Origin of the sequence: Klebsiella sp. A-Nf5 (assembly GCF_002810545.1) — a bacterium.
GTDB classification, from domain to species: Bacteria; Pseudomonadota; Gammaproteobacteria; order Enterobacterales; family Enterobacteriaceae; genus Klebsiella; species Klebsiella variicola.
On record NZ_PIOG01000227.1, the window covers coordinates 34,944 to 51,229 of the forward strand.

The window sequence follows — 16,286 nt, forward strand, 5'->3', positions numbered from 1 at the left end:
GAGGCTGAGCCGTGGTTTGCTCGCCCCTCTCCCGGCATGAAGAGGAGAGGGATAATGAAAAGTCGTGCACGCCTTCCCCGGGGCTTTCGCTGGCTGGGCCTGATGGCTCTCGGCGGTGTCTCGCTGGCCGTTCAGGCCGAGGAGAAAATCGTTCTGCTGACCTCCTGGTACGCTCAAGCGGAGCAGGGCGGTTATTATCAGGCTCAGGCCACTGGGCTGTACAAAAAATACGGTCTCGACGTCGAGATCCGCTCCGGCGGACCGCAGGTCAACGGCATGCAGTTGCTGTTGTCGAAGCGGGCCGATGTGATCATCGGCTACGATCTGCAACTGCTGGAAGGCATTCAGCGCGGCTTCCAGGCGAAAGCCATTGCCGCGCCCTTTCAGTACGATCCCCAGGGGCTGCTGACCCATGCCGATGTCACCTCCCTGCAGGGGCTGAAAGACAAAACGCTTCTGGTCTCCAGCTCTGGTCAGGCGACGTGGTGGCCGTGGCTGAAGGCGCAATATCAGCTGAGCGACGCGCAGGTTCGCCCCTATACCTTCAATATTCAACCCTTTGTCGTCGATGACGCTGTCGCCCAGCAGGCCTATGTCAGCTCCGAGGTGTTCCAGGTGCAGAAGGCTGGGGTGAAGGCGAACTTCTTCCTCTTTTCCGAACACGGCTATCCCCCCTACGGCGGCATTCTCATCGCCCGCCCGGATACCATCGCCGAGCGTAAAGCGGCGATGGCGAAGTTCGTCCGCGCCTCGATGGAGGGTTGGGTGAGCTACCTCAACAATCCGGCGCCGGGAAATGCGCTGATTAAGCAGGACAATCCGAAAATGACCGACGATCTGCTCGCCTGGGGCGTGACCCAGATCCGTGAGCATCACCTGATCGACGGCGGGGATGCCGCCAGCCAGGGCTGGGGCACGATGACCGACGCGCGCTGGCAGAAGACCCGCGATTTTATGGTCAGTACTGGTCTGCTGGCGGCGGCCACCGACTGGAAACAGGCCTACACCACCGAATTTGTCCAGGCCATGCAGGTTAAACCCTGAGGAGCAACGTCATGTCATTAATGATTAAAAATGCCCATGCCATCCTCAGCGGCTTGCCCGGAGAGGCGGCGCGGCTGGCCGGGCCGGATATTCGCATCCGCGACGGCAAGATTGCGGCCATCGGCAGCCTGACCCCGCTGCCGGAAGAGCGACTGATTGATGCCCGCGACTGCGTGATCTATCCGGCGTGGGTGAACACGCACCACCATCTTTTTCAGTCGCTGCTGAAGGGCGAGCCGCAGGGGCTGAACCAGAGCCTGACGGCCTGGCTGAGCGCCACGCCGTACCGCTTTCGCGCGGCCTTCGATGAACACACTTTTCGTCTGGCGGTGCGCATTGGTCTGGTGGAGCTTCTGCGCTCGGGCTGCGCCAGCGTGGCGGATCACAACTACCTGTACTGGCCGGATATGCCCTTCGATACCTCGGAGATTGTCTTCAGCGAAGGGGAAGCGCTGGGGATGCGTATCGTCCTGTGCCGGGGTGGGGCGACCCAGGGCCGGGCGGTGGAGCAGGATCTGCCGGTGGCGCTGCGTCCGGAAACCTTCGACGGCTATATGGCGGATGTCGAACGGCTGGTCAGCCGCTATCACGACCCCCGGCCCGATTCTCTGCGCCGGGTGGTGATGGCGCCCACTACCATACTGCACTCCGCGCCGGGCGCCCAGCTGCGGGAGATGGCGAAGCTGGCCCGCCAGCTGGGGATCCGGTTGCACAGCCATTTATCGGAAACCGTCGATTATCTCGACGCCGCGCGGCAGAAATTCGCCATGACGCCGGTGCAGTTCTGCGCGGAGCACGACTGGCTGGGAAATGACGTGTGGTTTGCCCATCTGGTGAAGCTGCTGCCGGAGGAGATTGCCCTGCTGGGCCGCACCGGAACCGGCATTGCTCACTGCCCGCAAAGCAACGGCCGGCTGGGCAGCGGCATCGCCGATCTGCTGGCGCTGGAGCAGGCCGGGGTTCCGGTCTCGCTGGGAGTGGACGGCGCCGCCTCGAATGAAGCGGCGGATATGCAAAGCGAAGCCCATGCCGCATGGCTGCTGCAGCGCGCGCGCAAGGGGATGCTGGCGCAGCCGCGCTACGCCGGGGGCACCTTTGAGGGCGGGGCCGATGCGGCCACGGTGGAGGATGTGGTGCGCTGGGGCAGCGCCGGCGGCGCGCAGATCCTTGGCTTAGCGCAGAGCGGCACCCTGCAGGTCGGCATGCAGGCGGACCTCGCCATTTACCGGCTGGACGATCCGCGCTACTTCGGCCTGCATGATATGGCTATTGGGCCGGTGGCCTGCGGTGGGCGCGCCGCGCTGAAGGCGCTGCTGCTGAATGGCCGGCCCATCGTGGAAGATGACGCCATTCCCGGTCTCGACCTTGACGCGATGCGCCACGACGCGCTGGCGGCCGTCCGTACCCTCCAACAGCGCGCCGCTGTTTAACTGATAACAGGATAATGACGATGACCTCAACCACCCAGAATCAACGCTACGCCTTACAGGAACTGGAAAAAGAGGCGCTGATGGGCGCCCAGGGCGAAGAGACCTTCGCCCGCGAAGTGCGCTGTATCGACCTGTCGAACTTTGCCGAAAGAAAAAATGACATTGCCGAACAACTGTGGGAGGCGGCGGTGGAGATTGGCTTCTTCCAGGTCAGCCACCATGGTATCCCGCTGGCGGATATCCGTCAGGCGTTCAGCATGACCGAGGCGTTTTTCGACCTGCCCGACGAGGTGAAGCGCCAGTATCCGCTGGCCGGCAACGCCGGCTGGGAAAGCAAAGCGCAGGTTCGGCCATCGACCCGCACGCCGGATCAAAAAGAGTCGTATCAGATCACCCGGCCGCTGATGGCCGGGCGCTGGCCCAGCGATCGGGAGTTGCCAGCATTCCAGCAGACGATGCTCGGGTTTGAATCGCAGTGCTGGCAGTTGGGGATGAAGATCCTCTCCTGCTTTGCTTTGAAGCTCGGTTTTCCGGAATCGTTTTTCACCACCGCGCACGATCCGCAGCGAGACACCTACCAGAGCACCTTGCGTATGCTGCATTACTATGCGACCGAGCAGTCGCAGCAGGGGATGTGGCGGGCCGGCGCGCACACCGATTTTGACTGCCTGACGCTGCTGTTCCAGCGCCCCGGTCAGGGCGGCCTGCAGGTTTGTCCCGGTAAAGACCGCGAAAGCCAGCAGTGGACCAGCATTGAACCGCGGGAGGAGGTGATCACCTGCAATATCGGCGATATGCTGATGCGCTGGAGCGACGACCAGCTGCCGTCTAACTTCCACCGGGTGAGAAACCCGCTGCCGCACGAATATCAGGGGCCGCGCTACAGCCTGGCGTTTTTCTGCCAGGCCAATAAAGATGTCGAGATCCTCGGGCCGCAGAGAAAGTACCCGCCCATCAGCGCCGAGGATTATCTGCAGCAGCGGATCCAGGCCAATTTCGCCAAAGGGTAAGATGCTCCCTTGAATGGTATACCTGCCGCCGGCTTTCGCTGACGCGGCGGCAGGATATCTGGCGTTGGGCTTTTCAGCTACCGTGTTAAGTTCCCTGGTGTCGTTGAAATAACTGAAGAACATCTCCCTAAGCGTCAGCAGCAAGCTACCTTGGTTAAGGCCCTGGAAATCACGTCCTTTACGTTGTAAACGCCGTAAAGCCAGCTCACCGGGGTTAAAGGGATTACCTTAACTTCTTTATTGTTGTTAGTGGGTTAATGCTAACCAGGGCAGGGGGGCAGAATTTATAGCTCGGTAACCGGCTACGCCGGGCTTTCGGCGCCATTTGACTCCACAGACACATGTAACCTCATCTGGCACCCTCATGCCGCTGACGTGGTATTCAGAAGCTTCCCGATGCTGTAGGTGTTAACGTCTGCTCTGTGCCATGTATAGTCATTCACACCCTGAGAGTTACACTTTTAAGTGATTCAGGGTATGCGCTTATTGGTTACGAATATTGTGCCAGAATCATGTGATTTGATGATTGCTGCTTTGCTTTCGAGCCAGTAAGTGCTCCACGTTCGCTAACGAATACTCAGGGCATGCAGAAAAAATGCTGACTATATTTCTTTCGAAGAGCGTGGAATGCATACCAATCCCCGATAAAAAGGAGTTGGTGATGACTGCGAAAGATCAATTTGCTGCTCATGTTGGTTTGGATTGGGCGGATAAAAAACACGATGTCTGCGTTCAGTTTAAAAACGGTGATCGCATATTCCATGTGATTGAACATACGCCTGAGGCACTTGATATCTGGCTCAATGAGTTACACCAGAGGGCGAAAGGCAGGATTGCTATTGCCGTTGAGCTGAAGAAAGGCCCGGTGGTGTATGCACTCCAGAAGTACCCATTTGTCACTGTTTTTCCAGTACACGCGTTGTCACTGGCCCGCTACCGACAGGCTTTCTGGCCCAGCGGTGCGAAGGATGATCCGCAGGATGCTGAGCTGGCATTAGACCTGATGCTACGTTATCCCCACAAGATAAAAGCCATTGAAGTCGACAATCCGGATATCCGATTACTCCAGCAATTAGTTGAGCAGCGCCGACTGCTGGTCGAAGACAAGCGTCGCTTTGTTAATCGGCTCATCAATACGCTTAAGCAGTATTACCCTCAGCCCCTGAAATGGTTCTCCCATCGGGACAGCTCCCTGTTCTGCGAGCTAATCATTCGCTGGCCGAGTCTGCAACAACTCAAACGGGCTCGCAGCGATACTGTCCGTCATTTTATGAATGCTAAAGGTGGTCCTGCTGTTGCATATACCGAACAGCGGGTTGCAAGTATTACCAGCGCTATTCCCCTGACCACAGATAAAACTGTCATCGAGGCAAATGCATTGATGGCAACAGCACTTGCATCCCAAATCAAACTGACAGGCGACCTAATCAGAACCTACGATGAACGTATAGAATCCTTATTTGATACGCTTCCGGATGCAGAACTGTTCAAATCACTTCCTGGAATGGGACCGTGTATGGGCCCACGGATGCTTGCAGCACTGGGTGATAACCGCGACCGCTTCAACAGCGCCGAAGAAATTCAAAACTACGCTGGCATCGCACCAGTAACCGAACGAAGTGGTCAAAAATCCTGGGTACACTGGCGTTGGCAGTGCGCGAAATTCGTCCGACAGACATTCGTGGAATGGACTGCGAAGACGGTTAACTCATCGTACTGGGCCAGACTTTATTACCAGGGCCAGCGAGAAAAAGGGAAATCTCATCAGTCAGCGATCCGGACTCTGGCATTTAAATGGATAAGGATCATTTACCGCTGCTGGAAGACCAGAACCCGGTACGACGAAGCGAAATATTTGCTGGCACTGGAAGCGCGAAAGTCGCCCTTACTGAAGCCATAAAAAGCTTGTCGAATGTCTCAGGGCGTGAAGCGGACGTTATCTATCAAACTCTCGATGGGTGTATTTAAAACATATGGTAATTGATTATTATTTTTTACCACGTCATAATGAGGATGTATTGATAAAAAATTTAAGATGGTAAATATGACTGACGAAACGACTGGATATGTATATATATTGGAGGTTTCTGATATTGACTTACCTGTATGTAAAATTGGAATGACGACCAGAGATCCAACCTCCCGATGTGATGAGATAAATAAGAGCTCAACAGGTGATTTTATTTGGGCTGTTTCTCACTCTATTTTTGTTAGTGATTGTAAAAAACTAGAAAGATTAATTCACGATAAGTTAAGTCCCTTGCGGCAAAAAAGAAGAGAGTTTTTTAATTTACGCGCAGATGATGCATACAAAGCAGTAGTGTCAATTTTTGAATCTCAGGATGAGATAAAAATGATGATTGAGTTGGAGTCGAAATCCTTATCAATAATTAACCCGGACCATAAAGTTAAAAAGAATAACAGAGATCTCTCCAAACATGGTTCTGATGAGTATGCAGAGATATTACAGTCTTTTTGCGAAGTTCTGGGTGTGAAAGGAAGGGCTTTTGGCCAGCTCAATAAACCATTTTTTGGTATGAGCGATGGAAATGAAGGCGTCCAATGGAATATTTCTGTCTGTACGCAAAATAATAATATCCGTATGGGCGTTAATCTTGAAGGTATAAAATACAAAGATTGGCCTATAGCTAAGCTTATTAAATCAGAGTTGGCAGTCCCTGGGTTGCTAAGTGTAATACAAAAATTAGATTCTGAAGACGAAATTAACATGACTTTTTATCGGGATGCCTGGCAGGTGGTTTCTAGACCTGAAATTAGAGAGAAATATATAGGTGGCAAGGAATTTAACCTCAATGAGCTGACTCATGGGGAATGGGAACGTATTTTAAATGAAGCTTTAAATTGCTTGGATAAAGAACGTGATTATAAAGGGAGAAATATGCAGGATGTTACGATGGTAAACAAAAATGGTAGTGTTCTTGTTCGTACCATGCCAGTTTCCCCTCATTTAACAATATGGTCTCCATTAATAATTAACGATAATATTGATGATGCAATCCGAAATAAGTTTAATCAATTGATTCATATTCATCATTGGATGATGCAGTTAAGTTGAAAAGTTGAGCTTGTTTTGTCCGCTCCTCGCTCACAGCAGACATTGAACTCCCAGCCAGGAGCGCACATTTTGAAAGCCATCAAGTCCTTAGTTTGATGCCCATCGGAATTGTTTACTTTACAATACCAGCTACGAACAGCCTAACTAAAGCCAGGTGATCACGTGCATTCAAACATGATTGAATACCTTAATATTTTCGTACAGGTTGTTGAGCAGGGCAGCTTTACAAGGGCCGCTGACATTCTGCAGATTCATCGTCCCACCGTGAGCAAAGCGATACAGCAGATAGAGGACGACCTCGGCGTAAAACTCATCCATCGCACTACTCGTAAGTTGAGCGTTACGGCTGAAGGGGAGGCGTTTTATCATCGCGCCAGGCTTGTATTGTCTGAAGTTAATGACATGATGGCGAGTTTTTCACCTACCCTTCCACCTCGGGGGCGGCTCAGGCTTGATGTCCCGCTGGCGCTGGCTCACGCCATACTGATCCCTAATCTCAAACATTTCCAGTCACTGTATCCTGACATTGATGTCATATTGGTTTCATCGGACAAAAAAACTGATCTAATCACGGAAGGGGTGGACTGTCTTGTCCGCCTGGGTGAACTTCAGGATTCGAGTTTTATCTCCAGACGTCTTGGTGACATCAGGATGGTCACCTGTGCAGCCCCGTCTTACCTGCAACAACATGGACGACCGGAAACACTTGCGGATCTGGAGCAGCATCGGGCAATAAACTTTTTCAGCGACCACAGTCGTGATGTGATGGAATGGAAATTTACTAAGGACGGGAAGATTGTTTCGTTGCGTCCCGTAGGCAGCATGCTGGTTGATAATTCAGATATTCTGCTCTCCTGTGGACTGGCGGGCCTCGGCATAATCCAGGCCACCTTTAACGCCCTTGCCCCACATATTGCTTCCGGCGCTCTTGAAGAGATTCTGACGCAATACCCTTCTGTGTCTAAGCCCGTGTCGGTGCTGTATCCGGACAGGCGCTACCTTTCGCCCAAAGTACGGGTCTTTATCGACTGGTTCAGTGAAGTTCTGACCATCCAGAACCGCTGAAACCAATGGATTGTTAACAGATAATTAATACTGAAGTTCCCTGTCAGCTATTTTTGGTACGTTTATAGCAGCGTAGATTGTCAGTAAATGAACCGGGCATGTCTTCAACAATATTCTAAAGATGTGCTGATAACTGACGAGAGCTGAATATGTCTAAAGTTGTTACCTTTAACCGCACCGGTGGTCCGGAAGTTTTGGAAGTTATAGATGTGGAGGTGCCCGCACCAACAGCGGGTGAAGTTCAGATTCGCGTACATGCTATTGGTCTTAACCGTGCAGAAATCATGTACCGTAACGGTCAGTATGTCATTGAACCGGAATTTCCAGCACGCCTGGGTTACGAGGCCTCGGGCGTCGTGCAGGCCGTTGGTGAGCATGTTGAAGGGATTGTTACTGGAGATCGGGTCAGCGTTATTCCTTCGTTTATGTTTAATGAATACGGCATGTACGGCGAACTGGTCAATGCCCCGGTAAATGCTGTGGTGAAGCATCCTGAAAACCTTTCCTTCGAGGAGGCTGCTGCAAGCTGGATGATGTATGTCACTGCATATGGCGCACTGGTTGAATATGGCAACCTTCAGGCTGGGCAGAATGTTGTGATCCGCGCAGCATCAAGCAGCGTAGGACTGGCTGCCATACAGATAGCTAACATGCTGGGTGCTAAACCCATTGCGCTTACCCGGACTGCCGAAAAAAGAGACATGCTTCTAAAAGCTGGTGCCGCCACTGTTATAGCTACCGCTGAGCAGGATATGGTTGCGGAAATCAATCATGCGACAGATAGCATGGGCGCCCATATTGTTTTTGATCCTGTCGGTGGTCCGGACGTGGCAAAACTGACCCAGGTGATGGCACCGCAAGGTATGTTCTTCCAGTACGGTGCGCTAGACAGTCGCGACCTGCTTGTGCCTGTCTTTGATATTCTCGGTAAGCATCTCACGCTGCGTGGATATGAGCTGTTTGAAATTACGACAGACCCTGGAAAAATGGCACGCGCAAAATCCTTCGTCACCGAAGGTTTACGTACCGGCAAACTGAAACCTGTCATTGATAAAACATTCCCGCTTAAAGATATTGCGGATGCACAGCGCTATATGGAAGCAAATGGACAGGTTGGCAAAATCGTCGTAGTTGTTGAGTAAATCTCAAACCGACTAACCGTTCACCCAGATGTGCTGGTATGAAAGGTGAAGCGGAGAGCCATGTGCTGCAGATCAGGATTCATCGGTGCAGACTTTTCTGACCTTAGGGGAAGGGGGCGGCACACTCTGCTTCAGTGGGGGTAGCTAATCACCACAAATTGTTAGACACAAGGGATAGGCGTTGCCGATGCGGGTGACAAAGGTATCTCTGCCGCAGCCATAAAATCGATAAAACAGCGTATTCTCGGTGACAGGTAGCGGCTGGCGGGCCACAGGACCGAGAAATGCCCATCCTTGACGCAACAGCCTGGCAACACCTCCTGCAGTTGTCCCTCATTGATGGCCTCGCGCACGACAAAATCAGGCACATAAGCGATGCCCATTCCCGCCGCGCTTAAGCGAATGGCGGCCTCAATGTTATTGACCGTCATAACGGCAGCGGCCCTGAAATCTCCCGTCAGCCGCATACCGCGCAGTTCCCAGGGCTGGATCAGCCCCGTCGCGGGGAAGCGGAAAAAAATGCACTTGTGCGCCGCCAATTCCGCTGGCGAGCCGGGGACGCCGTATTCCGTCAGATAGGCCGGACTGGCGCAGAGCACAAAACGAAAGCCTCCCAGCTTTCTGGCGATCAAGCGGGAGTCCGCTAATTCACCGCTGCGGATAGCGACATCAAATCCTTCATCGATCAGATTGACCAGCCGGTCACTAAAGTCGAGATCCAGTTCAACCTGCGGATAAAGACGGGTAAAGGCGGTGAGGGCGGGGAGCAGCAGGCGGTAGCCGATGACGGGCAGTGAAATCCTCAGTTTGCCGGTGGGCTGTGAGAGACTGCTCGTCAGCTCTGACTCGGCCTCCTGGATCTGCTCAAGGATACTCTGGCAGCGGGACAGAAACGCGGCCCCCTCCGCCGTCAGGCTGACATTTCTGGTGTTGCGGTTGAACAGCCGGACCCCCAGTTTATGCTCAAGCCGGGCGACATTCTTACCCACCGCCGAGGCTGAAATGCCCAGCAACCTGGCGGCCTGAACAAAGCTTAGCGTTTCGGCGGTGCGGACAAAGGACGTCAGCGAGGTGAGACTGTCCATCGATTATAAACCTTATGTCTCTTAAGAAGATATTTTCAGTCTATTTATCGGCATTAACATCCGCAATAGGATGGCGACAGTTTATTCCTTCCTTGCCACCTTATGAGGGCCGCCAGATGTCACGTACCGCCAGAACACCTTCCCGATACGCCAGCGCCCTGGCAGCGCTTTCTGTCTTTATGGCGGCCATGCTGCTGCCGTTAAGTTTTACCGGCGGCGTCATGACCACCCCCGCGATACAGCAGTCGCTGGGCGGCTCTCCCGCTGCGCTGTCGTGGCTGACCAATGGCTTTATGTTGACCTTCGGCAGCTTTTTGCTGGCCGCAGGCGTGACGGCGGATGCCATCGACAGAAAACGCATTTTCATTGCCGGCGCCGCGCTGTTTTGCCTGAGCAGCCTGCTGTTTTGCCTGACACACGATCTCTTGCTGTCAGGCATGCTGAGGTCACTGCAAGGCCTGGCCGCGGCGATGATTTTAGCCAGCGGCAGTGCGGCGCTGGCCCAGCTCTATGACGGCGCTCAGCGGACCCGGGCATTCAGCATCCTGGGCACGGTGTTCGGCGCCGGCCTGGCGTTTGGCCCGCTGCTGATCGGCTTCATGACCGACGCGGTGGGCTGGCGCGGCGTATACGCCCTGTTTGCGCTGCTTTCGGCAGGGGGGCTGCTTATCGGACTGGCGTATCTGCCCGCGGCAGAAAAAAGCGAGCCGCGGAAACCCGACAACCTCGGCTTAACCCTGTTTACGCTGGCCCTGATGTTGTTTACCTCATCGCTCATGGTCATTCCTGCCTGTGGTTTTTTATCGCTGCCGACGTTGACCTTGTTCATCGCGTCGGCGGGACTGTTCGTGGCGTTTGTCGTGCGCTGCCAGAGGGTGAACAACCCGGTGCTGGACATCTCCCTGCTACGCCATCCGCGTTTTGTCGGCGTACTGTTGCTGCCTGTCGCCACCTGCTGTTGCTACGTTGTCCTGCTGATTATTGTTCCACTGCATTTTATGGGCGGAGAAGGGATGAGTGAGTCGCAGAGCGCGCTGTATCTGATGGCGTTAACCACGCCGATGCTGGTTTTTCCTTCCGTTGCAGCCCTGCTCACCCGCTGGTTTTCCCCCGGGATGGTGTCCACGGGAGGACTGATGATGGCCTCCGTCGGGTTGCTGTTGCTGGGAGAGGCTTTTCACAGCCAGCACCTCCCGCGGCTGGTGCTGTCGCTGATCCTCTGTGGGACGGGGGCAGCGCTTCCCTGGGGGCTGATGGACGGCCTGGCGATTTCCGCTGTGCCGGTGGCGAAAGCCGGTATGGCGGCAGGCCTGTTCAACACCGTTCGTGTTGCCGGAGAGGGAATCGCCCTGGCGATAGTCTCCGCGGTATTAACGGCAAGCAATACCCTGACGCTGCAGAGTCACGTTCACGGGTATGCGCCTGAGGTGATTGACCGCGCCGCAGGCTGGCTGGGGGCCGGCAATATGCCGCAGGCGGCTGCGCTTTTGCCTGACTTTTCCCTCCGGGCACTGCGCGAGAGCTATGATTCTGCTTATACGCTACTGTTTAGCGGGCTGGCGGTCGTCACCCTGCTGTGCGCATTGATGGTCTGGCGGATGCTATGCCGGAAGGGGAGCGCTTTCCAAACCCGCAACAGCGAATCCTGAACCCCCTTGATAGCGCATTGGCGTCATGCTTCCCGGTCTGCTTAGCGAACCGGGACTGTCATTGTTTCGCTGGCGGAACTATGCTGATTAGGGCGGCCACATGCGCCGCTCCGGCCGCGGAAACAGTGACTCACAGGTGTCGTTATGGCGATTGATCCGGAACTGATTTACATCGAGATCCTGGAAACGGTGCTGATGGCCACCCTGGATCCTGATTTGTGGAAATCGGCGTTGCAGAAACTGGCGTTACTGACCGGCCATCAGTACGCGGCATTTCTGTTTTATGACAAAGGCAATGCCCATCTGTTGACCGATTCATTCCTGCTCGAGGAGAAGGTCTTTACCGCCTATCGCGATGTATTTCTGGCTATCGATCCCGCCGAAAAAATATTGACCGCGTTACCGGTCGGGCAAATATATCGGGACCGCGAGTATTTGGGCGATAAGTTTATTGCCGGCAGCGTCTATTACAATGAATTTCATCACCCCAACGACCTGAATAATCTCACCAGCGTCAAGCTGTGCACCATCAATGGCTATGCCACCTATCTGTCACTGATGACGGCCAATACGGCGGCTTATCCGCAGCCGGTGCAGTTTGAACTGTTCAGGCGCCTGATCCCGGCGTTAAAAACCGCCTGCCAGCTTCACGCCCGGTTTGAACAGCTGCGGGACACCATAAAATACCAGAGCGCGGTGATGGACAACGGGATCTACCCGGTATGGCTGGTGGATCATGGCGGTAAAATTCTCTACGCCAGCGCGCATGCTGAACGCTACCTGCGCGCCAACGCCCGCCTCTCCTGGTATAGCGGGGGCGATACGCTGTGCCTCAATACCGACAGTAAAAAACTCAAACGCGCCATCGAGCAGGCCACCCGGACGGCAGAGCCGCCGAAGGCAGGGCTGTGCTATACCGCCGGGCGTCAGCCGAAACCGATCCTCGTGATCCCGGCGGCCCGCCTTGCCGGGGTCGCCTGCGTGATTATTCCCGAGCCGTTTCTCACCGGCAGCGCCTTGATGGAGCTGTTTAACGTTAAGCCCGCCGAGAATGCGGTGGCGGAGCTGCTGGTGCGGGGCATGACGCCGGATGAATGCGCCTTACATCTGGGCGTATCCATCGCCACGATCAGAACCCACCTCAGCGCCCTGTACCGGAAAACCCATACTCGTCATCAGGCTGAACTTCTGCTGATCCTCCGCGCGATTCACGGCTGATTTATTTCATCCACTCATTCATATGAATGAGTGAGTCTGTTATTGCCGCCATTATAATCCTCATAAAACGAATGAAGGATTTAATCGCTCCCTGAGCGGTCAGTCCGTATATCTAATTCCTGCTGGATGGGAGTGGTTAATATGTTTTTCTTTCGTGTGATAGCCATCGTGATTTTATTCCCCGCGTTAATATCCTGCACAACGCAAAAAGCACTAAACGAAACCGGGAAGGAGATTGATAAAGGCCATTATGGTGTCGCGACATGGTATGTCGCGACCTTGCCGATTGCCATGCTTTATGACGTATTTACTCTCGGCGGTACCAGCGATCCGCAAACGGGATATAATACGGTCGCCAGCGTCGCGAATAAACAACCGGTGACTCAATTATCCCACAGTTCATCAGGTTCGCGATCTCAAACCACAACTCAAAGCGCGGCTGGCGGTTCAGTCTCGACCGTCGCCACACCGCAAAACGCCGCCCTGAGAACGGCGTCTTCGCAAGGGCAGCCATCGGTTTCTTCGTCAGTTAAATCCTATCCTCCGGCCGATAATTGCCTTACCCGTGACTCGACGTCGAATTCATTGGCTGACTTCTGGATTAATCATTGTGGCTTTGCCGTTACCGTGATGTGGTTTGATGCGAATGATTGCCGTACAGGGTGTATGGATGGCGTAGGGGCGAATTCACGCCAGACAATAACAAAAGGAAGGGCGGGAAGCGCTTATACTTCAGTGGCTTGTCCTAAACCTTCTACACCAAAAGGACCCGATGGCATTCATCAATGGGCCAATGAAGGGTACCATCAATGTACTTCCTGAGCCGTGGATAACGCCAGGCCAGAGGCATCCTGGCCTGGCTATCCAGGTCTGCCGAGCGGGCGCCAACGTTAGCAGGAGCAGCGCCAGCTCACGTCGCTCACTATCAACAGCATGACTCAGCCAGCAGAGCATCGCGCCGTCTGGATCGCCATCAGCGCGGCCACGACCAGCATCCCGGCGCTCAGGCAAAAGGTGCTCTCATAGCCCAGATGATCAAATAAAATACCGCCGACCGTTGAGCCAATGGCAATGGAAAACTGCACTGTCGCGACCATCAGTCCCCCGCCTGATTCGGTATCCGCTTTGGTGGCATGGGCGACCCAACTCCACCAACCCACCGGCGCTGCCGTGGAGAGTACGCCCCACAGGGCCAGCAGAATCGATACCGCGACAATGTTTGTCGCCAGCGGGATCAGCAGCAACGCAATCAGGGCCATCAGTAGCGGAATAATCATTAACGTTTTATAGAGCTGGTTTTTAATCACCAGCCCAATAGCCGTGGTTCCCGCCAGTCCGGAAATACCGATTGCTAATAATATTAGCGAGATGGTCCTGGCATCGACCTGAGCGATCAGTTCGAGGTACGGCCGAATATAGGTGAATAAGGTAAACTGCCCCATGAAAAAAATACCGGCCGCGCCCATGCCGATCGCCACGGAACGATCGCCCAGCAGTCTTCCCAGACCTGAACCGCTGGCGGCCTGATGCGATCCCGCTTTCATTGAGGGAAGGCTTATCCACTGCCAGATAAAGGTCACCACCGCGATGGGCACCAGGCTCAGAAAGGCACCGCGCCAGCTGGTGACTGACGCCAGATAGCTGCCAAGCGGTGCAGCCACGACGGTGGCAAGCGCATTGCCGCCATTAAAAACGGCCAGAGCGCGCGGAACCTGACTAATATGGACCAGCCTGACCGCCGTGGCGACAGACATTGACCAGAAGCCGCCAATGACCACCCCAATCAGTGCGCGCCCCAGCATGTAGATACTAAAATTCGGCGCCATTGCCACGATTAAAGCAGAAATCCCCATCAACGCGGTCAGCAGTAACAGCAGATATTTGCGGTTCATTTTTCCGGCCAGCTTGCGAATAAGCAGGCTGGTTAAGACCGCAAATATTCCCGAGATCGTCATTCCCTGACCCGCGGTGCCTTCGGTGATCCCCAAATCCAGAGCGATGGGGGAGAGCAGACTCACCGGCATAAATTCTGAAGCGATTAGCGTAAATACGCAGAGTGTGATGGCAAATACTCCCGTCCAGTTGGAGGAAGGGCTTTTTTCATCAGCATAAGCTGAATGATTTCTGAGATTCATAATGGGGTTTATTACACCTTAACGTTTACGGCAGGCGTCGCTACCTTCTTTATCGGTAGCGAATTCAATACGGGTTGGATTATAAAAACTAAAATTAGGCATATTGACTCCTGTGCGCCGGGTTAGTCCCGGCGTAGAGATTAAAATGGAGGTCAATTTAAAATTATTTCAGGCTGGCTTTAAAGAAGCTGTCCAGTTTATCAAACGGAATTTTCCCGCTTTGATTGTCATATAAGTCCACGTGGTTCGCACCCGGAACAATGACCAGCTCTTTGGGTTGAGCCGCTTCCTGGTAGGCGGTTTCCGCAAAGTAACGCGAATGCGCTTTCTCACCGGTAATAATCAGCACTGGCCGTGGCGAGATTTCCTTAATATGATCCAGCTGCGCGAAATTCATAAACGGCATCGGGGTTGTCACTGACCATGCTCCGGCGGAGTTAACCGACCGCGGGTTATACCCACGCTGGGTGCGATAATAATCGAAGAACTCACGAGTAATGGGATCGGCATCTGCTTTCAGCGTTGCTGGCAGGATAGTTTTATCCCGGACTACGTTACCCGCTTTATCAAAGCTGACATTGTGGCTCTCATAAGCAGGCACGCCATTCTCGGCGTCTTTCCAGCGCTGCAGGCTCATGTTTTCCAGTACTTTGCTACGCTGTTCCGGGGTATAGCTATCCTGGAAGCCTTTACCCCACAGGCGCGACATATCATACATCACCGAGGTGGCGACGGCCTTGATACGTTTATCCATGGCTGCCGCGCTGAGGTTCAGCCCGCCGTAGCCGCAGACGCCCAGCAGGCCAATGCGATGCCGATCAACGATATCCAGCAGACCCAGATAGTCGACGGCTGCCATGATATCTTCCGTGTTGATATCGGGAGAGGCGATATTACGCGGCTCGCCGCTGCTCTCGCCGGTATAGGAAGGGTCAAAAGCCAGGGTGACAAAACCACGCTGGGCCATTTCCTGAGCATAGAGACCGGATGACTGCTCCTTAACGGCACCGAATGCCCCACTGACCGCCAGGGCAGGAAGCTTACCGGCCGGGCGCTTTTTCGGCACATAGACGTCGGCGACAAGGGTAATGCCGTAGCGGTTTTTAAACGTGACTTTTTGATGGTCGACGGCGCGGCTCAGCGGGAAGGTTTTATCCCAGGTCTGAATGAGCTTAACATCTGCGTCGCCTTTCATGGGCAGCGTCAGGTCTGCAAAGGCGGCATTTGAGCCAAACAGCATCGCCATCCCAAGGATCAATCCCGTATGTCGCGTTCGATGAGAAAAAGCAGCCATAAATACTCCTGAAGGGTGTGAAGTGCAGACCAGGATGTCCCGCTCTGTGTGAGTGTTGAAGGCGCTTATAGTAGAGAACTAAAGCTGTTCTGATTAGCGGGTAAAACCGCACTTCATTAATGCATCCATGTTATAAAT

At 54.1% G+C, this 16,286-nt stretch carries 11 protein-coding genes and 3 pseudogenes; 11 read left to right on the top strand and 3 right to left on the bottom strand.

Annotated elements, in window-relative coordinates:
* The first annotated feature begins 54 nt into the window (after window positions 1-54).
* The 7 genes from CWM53_RS22615 (at window position 55) to CWM53_RS22645 (ending at window position 8,767) form a co-directional block, all read left to right on the top strand.
* Complete coding sequence (locus tag CWM53_RS22615) at window positions 55-1,044, top strand: ABC transporter substrate-binding protein (RefSeq protein ID WP_100630610.1); 990 nt, start codon at window positions 55-57, stop codon at window positions 1,042-1,044.
* Between the two features lie 11 nt (window positions 1,045-1,055).
* Window positions 1,056-2,474 carry an amidohydrolase family protein gene (locus CWM53_RS22620; protein WP_100630609.1) on the top strand — a complete coding sequence of 473 codons (1,419 nt, stop codon included), beginning with the start codon at window positions 1,056-1,058 and terminating at the stop codon, window positions 2,472-2,474.
* 20 nt (window positions 2,475-2,494) lie between these two features.
* Window positions 2,495-3,484 (top strand): isopenicillin N synthase family dioxygenase, encoded by a 990-nt coding sequence (locus tag CWM53_RS22625; RefSeq protein WP_061154339.1) that lies wholly within the window; start codon window positions 2,495-2,497, stop codon window positions 3,482-3,484.
* A gap of 661 nt (window positions 3,485-4,145) precedes the next feature.
* On the top strand, window positions 4,146-5,384 hold the full coding sequence (locus tag CWM53_RS22630; protein ID WP_100729574.1) for an IS110 family transposase: 1,239 nt from the start codon (window positions 4,146-4,148) through the stop codon (window positions 5,382-5,384).
* Between the two features lie 144 nt (window positions 5,385-5,528).
* Window positions 5,529-6,560 carry a GIY-YIG nuclease family protein gene (locus CWM53_RS22635; RefSeq protein ID WP_074386174.1) on the top strand — a complete coding sequence of 344 codons (1,032 nt, stop codon included), beginning with the start codon at window positions 5,529-5,531 and terminating at the stop codon, window positions 6,558-6,560.
* A gap of 174 nt (window positions 6,561-6,734) precedes the next feature.
* Window positions 6,735-7,625, top strand: coding sequence for a LysR family transcriptional regulator (locus CWM53_RS22640; protein ID WP_077268382.1), 891 nt, complete (start codon window positions 6,735-6,737; stop codon window positions 7,623-7,625).
* 149 nt (window positions 7,626-7,774) lie between these two features.
* Window positions 7,775-8,767: a zinc-dependent alcohol dehydrogenase family protein gene (locus CWM53_RS22645; protein WP_074385638.1), complete on the top strand. Its 993-nt coding sequence runs from the start codon at window positions 7,775-7,777 to the stop codon at window positions 8,765-8,767.
* A 148-nt stretch (window positions 8,768-8,915) separates the two neighbouring features.
* Here the strand turns inward: CWM53_RS22645 and CWM53_RS22650 are convergent.
* Window positions 8,916-9,852: pseudogene (locus CWM53_RS22650) on the bottom strand (LysR family transcriptional regulator).
* A gap of 116 nt (window positions 9,853-9,968) precedes the next feature.
* Between CWM53_RS22650 and CWM53_RS22655 the strand changes: the two are divergent.
* The 4 genes and pseudogenes from CWM53_RS22655 (at window position 9,969) to CWM53_RS30610 (ending at window position 13,541) form a co-directional block, all read left to right on the top strand.
* Window positions 9,969-11,501 carry an MFS transporter gene (locus tag CWM53_RS22655; RefSeq protein ID WP_100729576.1) on the top strand — a complete coding sequence of 511 codons (1,533 nt, stop codon included), beginning with the start codon at window positions 9,969-9,971 and terminating at the stop codon, window positions 11,499-11,501.
* Between the two features lie 144 nt (window positions 11,502-11,645).
* Window positions 11,646-11,759: pseudogene (locus CWM53_RS32095) on the top strand (LuxR family transcriptional regulator); the annotation flags it as partial.
* A 681-nt stretch (window positions 11,760-12,440) separates the two neighbouring features.
* Window positions 12,441-12,696 (top strand): annotated as a pseudogene (locus CWM53_RS32100) (transcriptional regulator).
* Window positions 12,697-12,860: 164 nt separating this feature from the next.
* Entirely contained in the window at window positions 12,861-13,541 is a 681-nt protein-coding gene (locus tag CWM53_RS30610) for a hypothetical protein (RefSeq protein ID WP_133124380.1), read from the top strand.
* A gap of 116 nt (window positions 13,542-13,657) precedes the next feature.
* Here CWM53_RS30610 and CWM53_RS22665 read toward each other — a convergent pair whose 3' ends face one another.
* Window positions 13,658-14,854, bottom strand: coding sequence for an MFS transporter (locus CWM53_RS22665; protein WP_100729577.1), 1,197 nt, complete (start codon window positions 14,852-14,854; stop codon window positions 13,658-13,660).
* Window positions 14,855-15,017: 163 nt separating this feature from the next.
* Window positions 15,018-16,049, bottom strand: a complete 1,032-nt coding sequence (locus CWM53_RS22670; protein WP_413773676.1) for an alpha/beta hydrolase — start codon at window positions 16,047-16,049, stop codon at window positions 15,018-15,020.
* Between the last annotated feature and the right edge of the window lie 237 nt (window positions 16,050-16,286).

What these genes read in the sequence shown, in the direction of transcription:
- CWM53_RS22615 (WP_100630610.1), top strand. Translation starts at nt 55, where the DNA reads ATGAAAAGTCGTGCACGCCTTCCCCGGGGCTTTCGCTGGCTGGGCCTG.
- CWM53_RS22620 (WP_100630609.1), top strand. Translation starts at nt 1,056, where the DNA reads ATGTCATTAATGATTAAAAATGCCCATGCCATCCTCAGCGGCTTGCCC.
- CWM53_RS22625 (WP_061154339.1), top strand. Translation starts at nt 2,495, where the DNA reads ATGACCTCAACCACCCAGAATCAACGCTACGCCTTACAGGAACTGGAA.
- CWM53_RS22630 (WP_100729574.1), top strand. Translation starts at nt 4,146, where the DNA reads ATGACTGCGAAAGATCAATTTGCTGCTCATGTTGGTTTGGATTGGGCG.
- CWM53_RS22635 (WP_074386174.1), top strand. Translation starts at nt 5,529, where the DNA reads ATGACTGACGAAACGACTGGATATGTATATATATTGGAGGTTTCTGAT.
- CWM53_RS22640 (WP_077268382.1), top strand. Translation starts at nt 6,735, where the DNA reads ATGATTGAATACCTTAATATTTTCGTACAGGTTGTTGAGCAGGGCAGC.
- CWM53_RS22645 (WP_074385638.1), top strand. Translation starts at nt 7,775, where the DNA reads ATGTCTAAAGTTGTTACCTTTAACCGCACCGGTGGTCCGGAAGTTTTG.
- CWM53_RS22655 (WP_100729576.1), top strand. Translation starts at nt 9,969, where the DNA reads ATGTCACGTACCGCCAGAACACCTTCCCGATACGCCAGCGCCCTGGCA.
- CWM53_RS30610 (WP_133124380.1), top strand. Translation starts at nt 12,861, where the DNA reads ATGTTTTTCTTTCGTGTGATAGCCATCGTGATTTTATTCCCCGCGTTA.
- CWM53_RS22665 (WP_100729577.1), bottom strand. Translation starts at nt 14,854, where the DNA reads ATGAATCTCAGAAATCATTCAGCTTATGCTGATGAAAAAAGCCCTTCC.
- CWM53_RS22670 (WP_413773676.1), bottom strand. Translation starts at nt 16,049, where the DNA reads ATGAAAGGCGACGCAGATGTTAAGCTCATTCAGACCTGGGATAAAACC.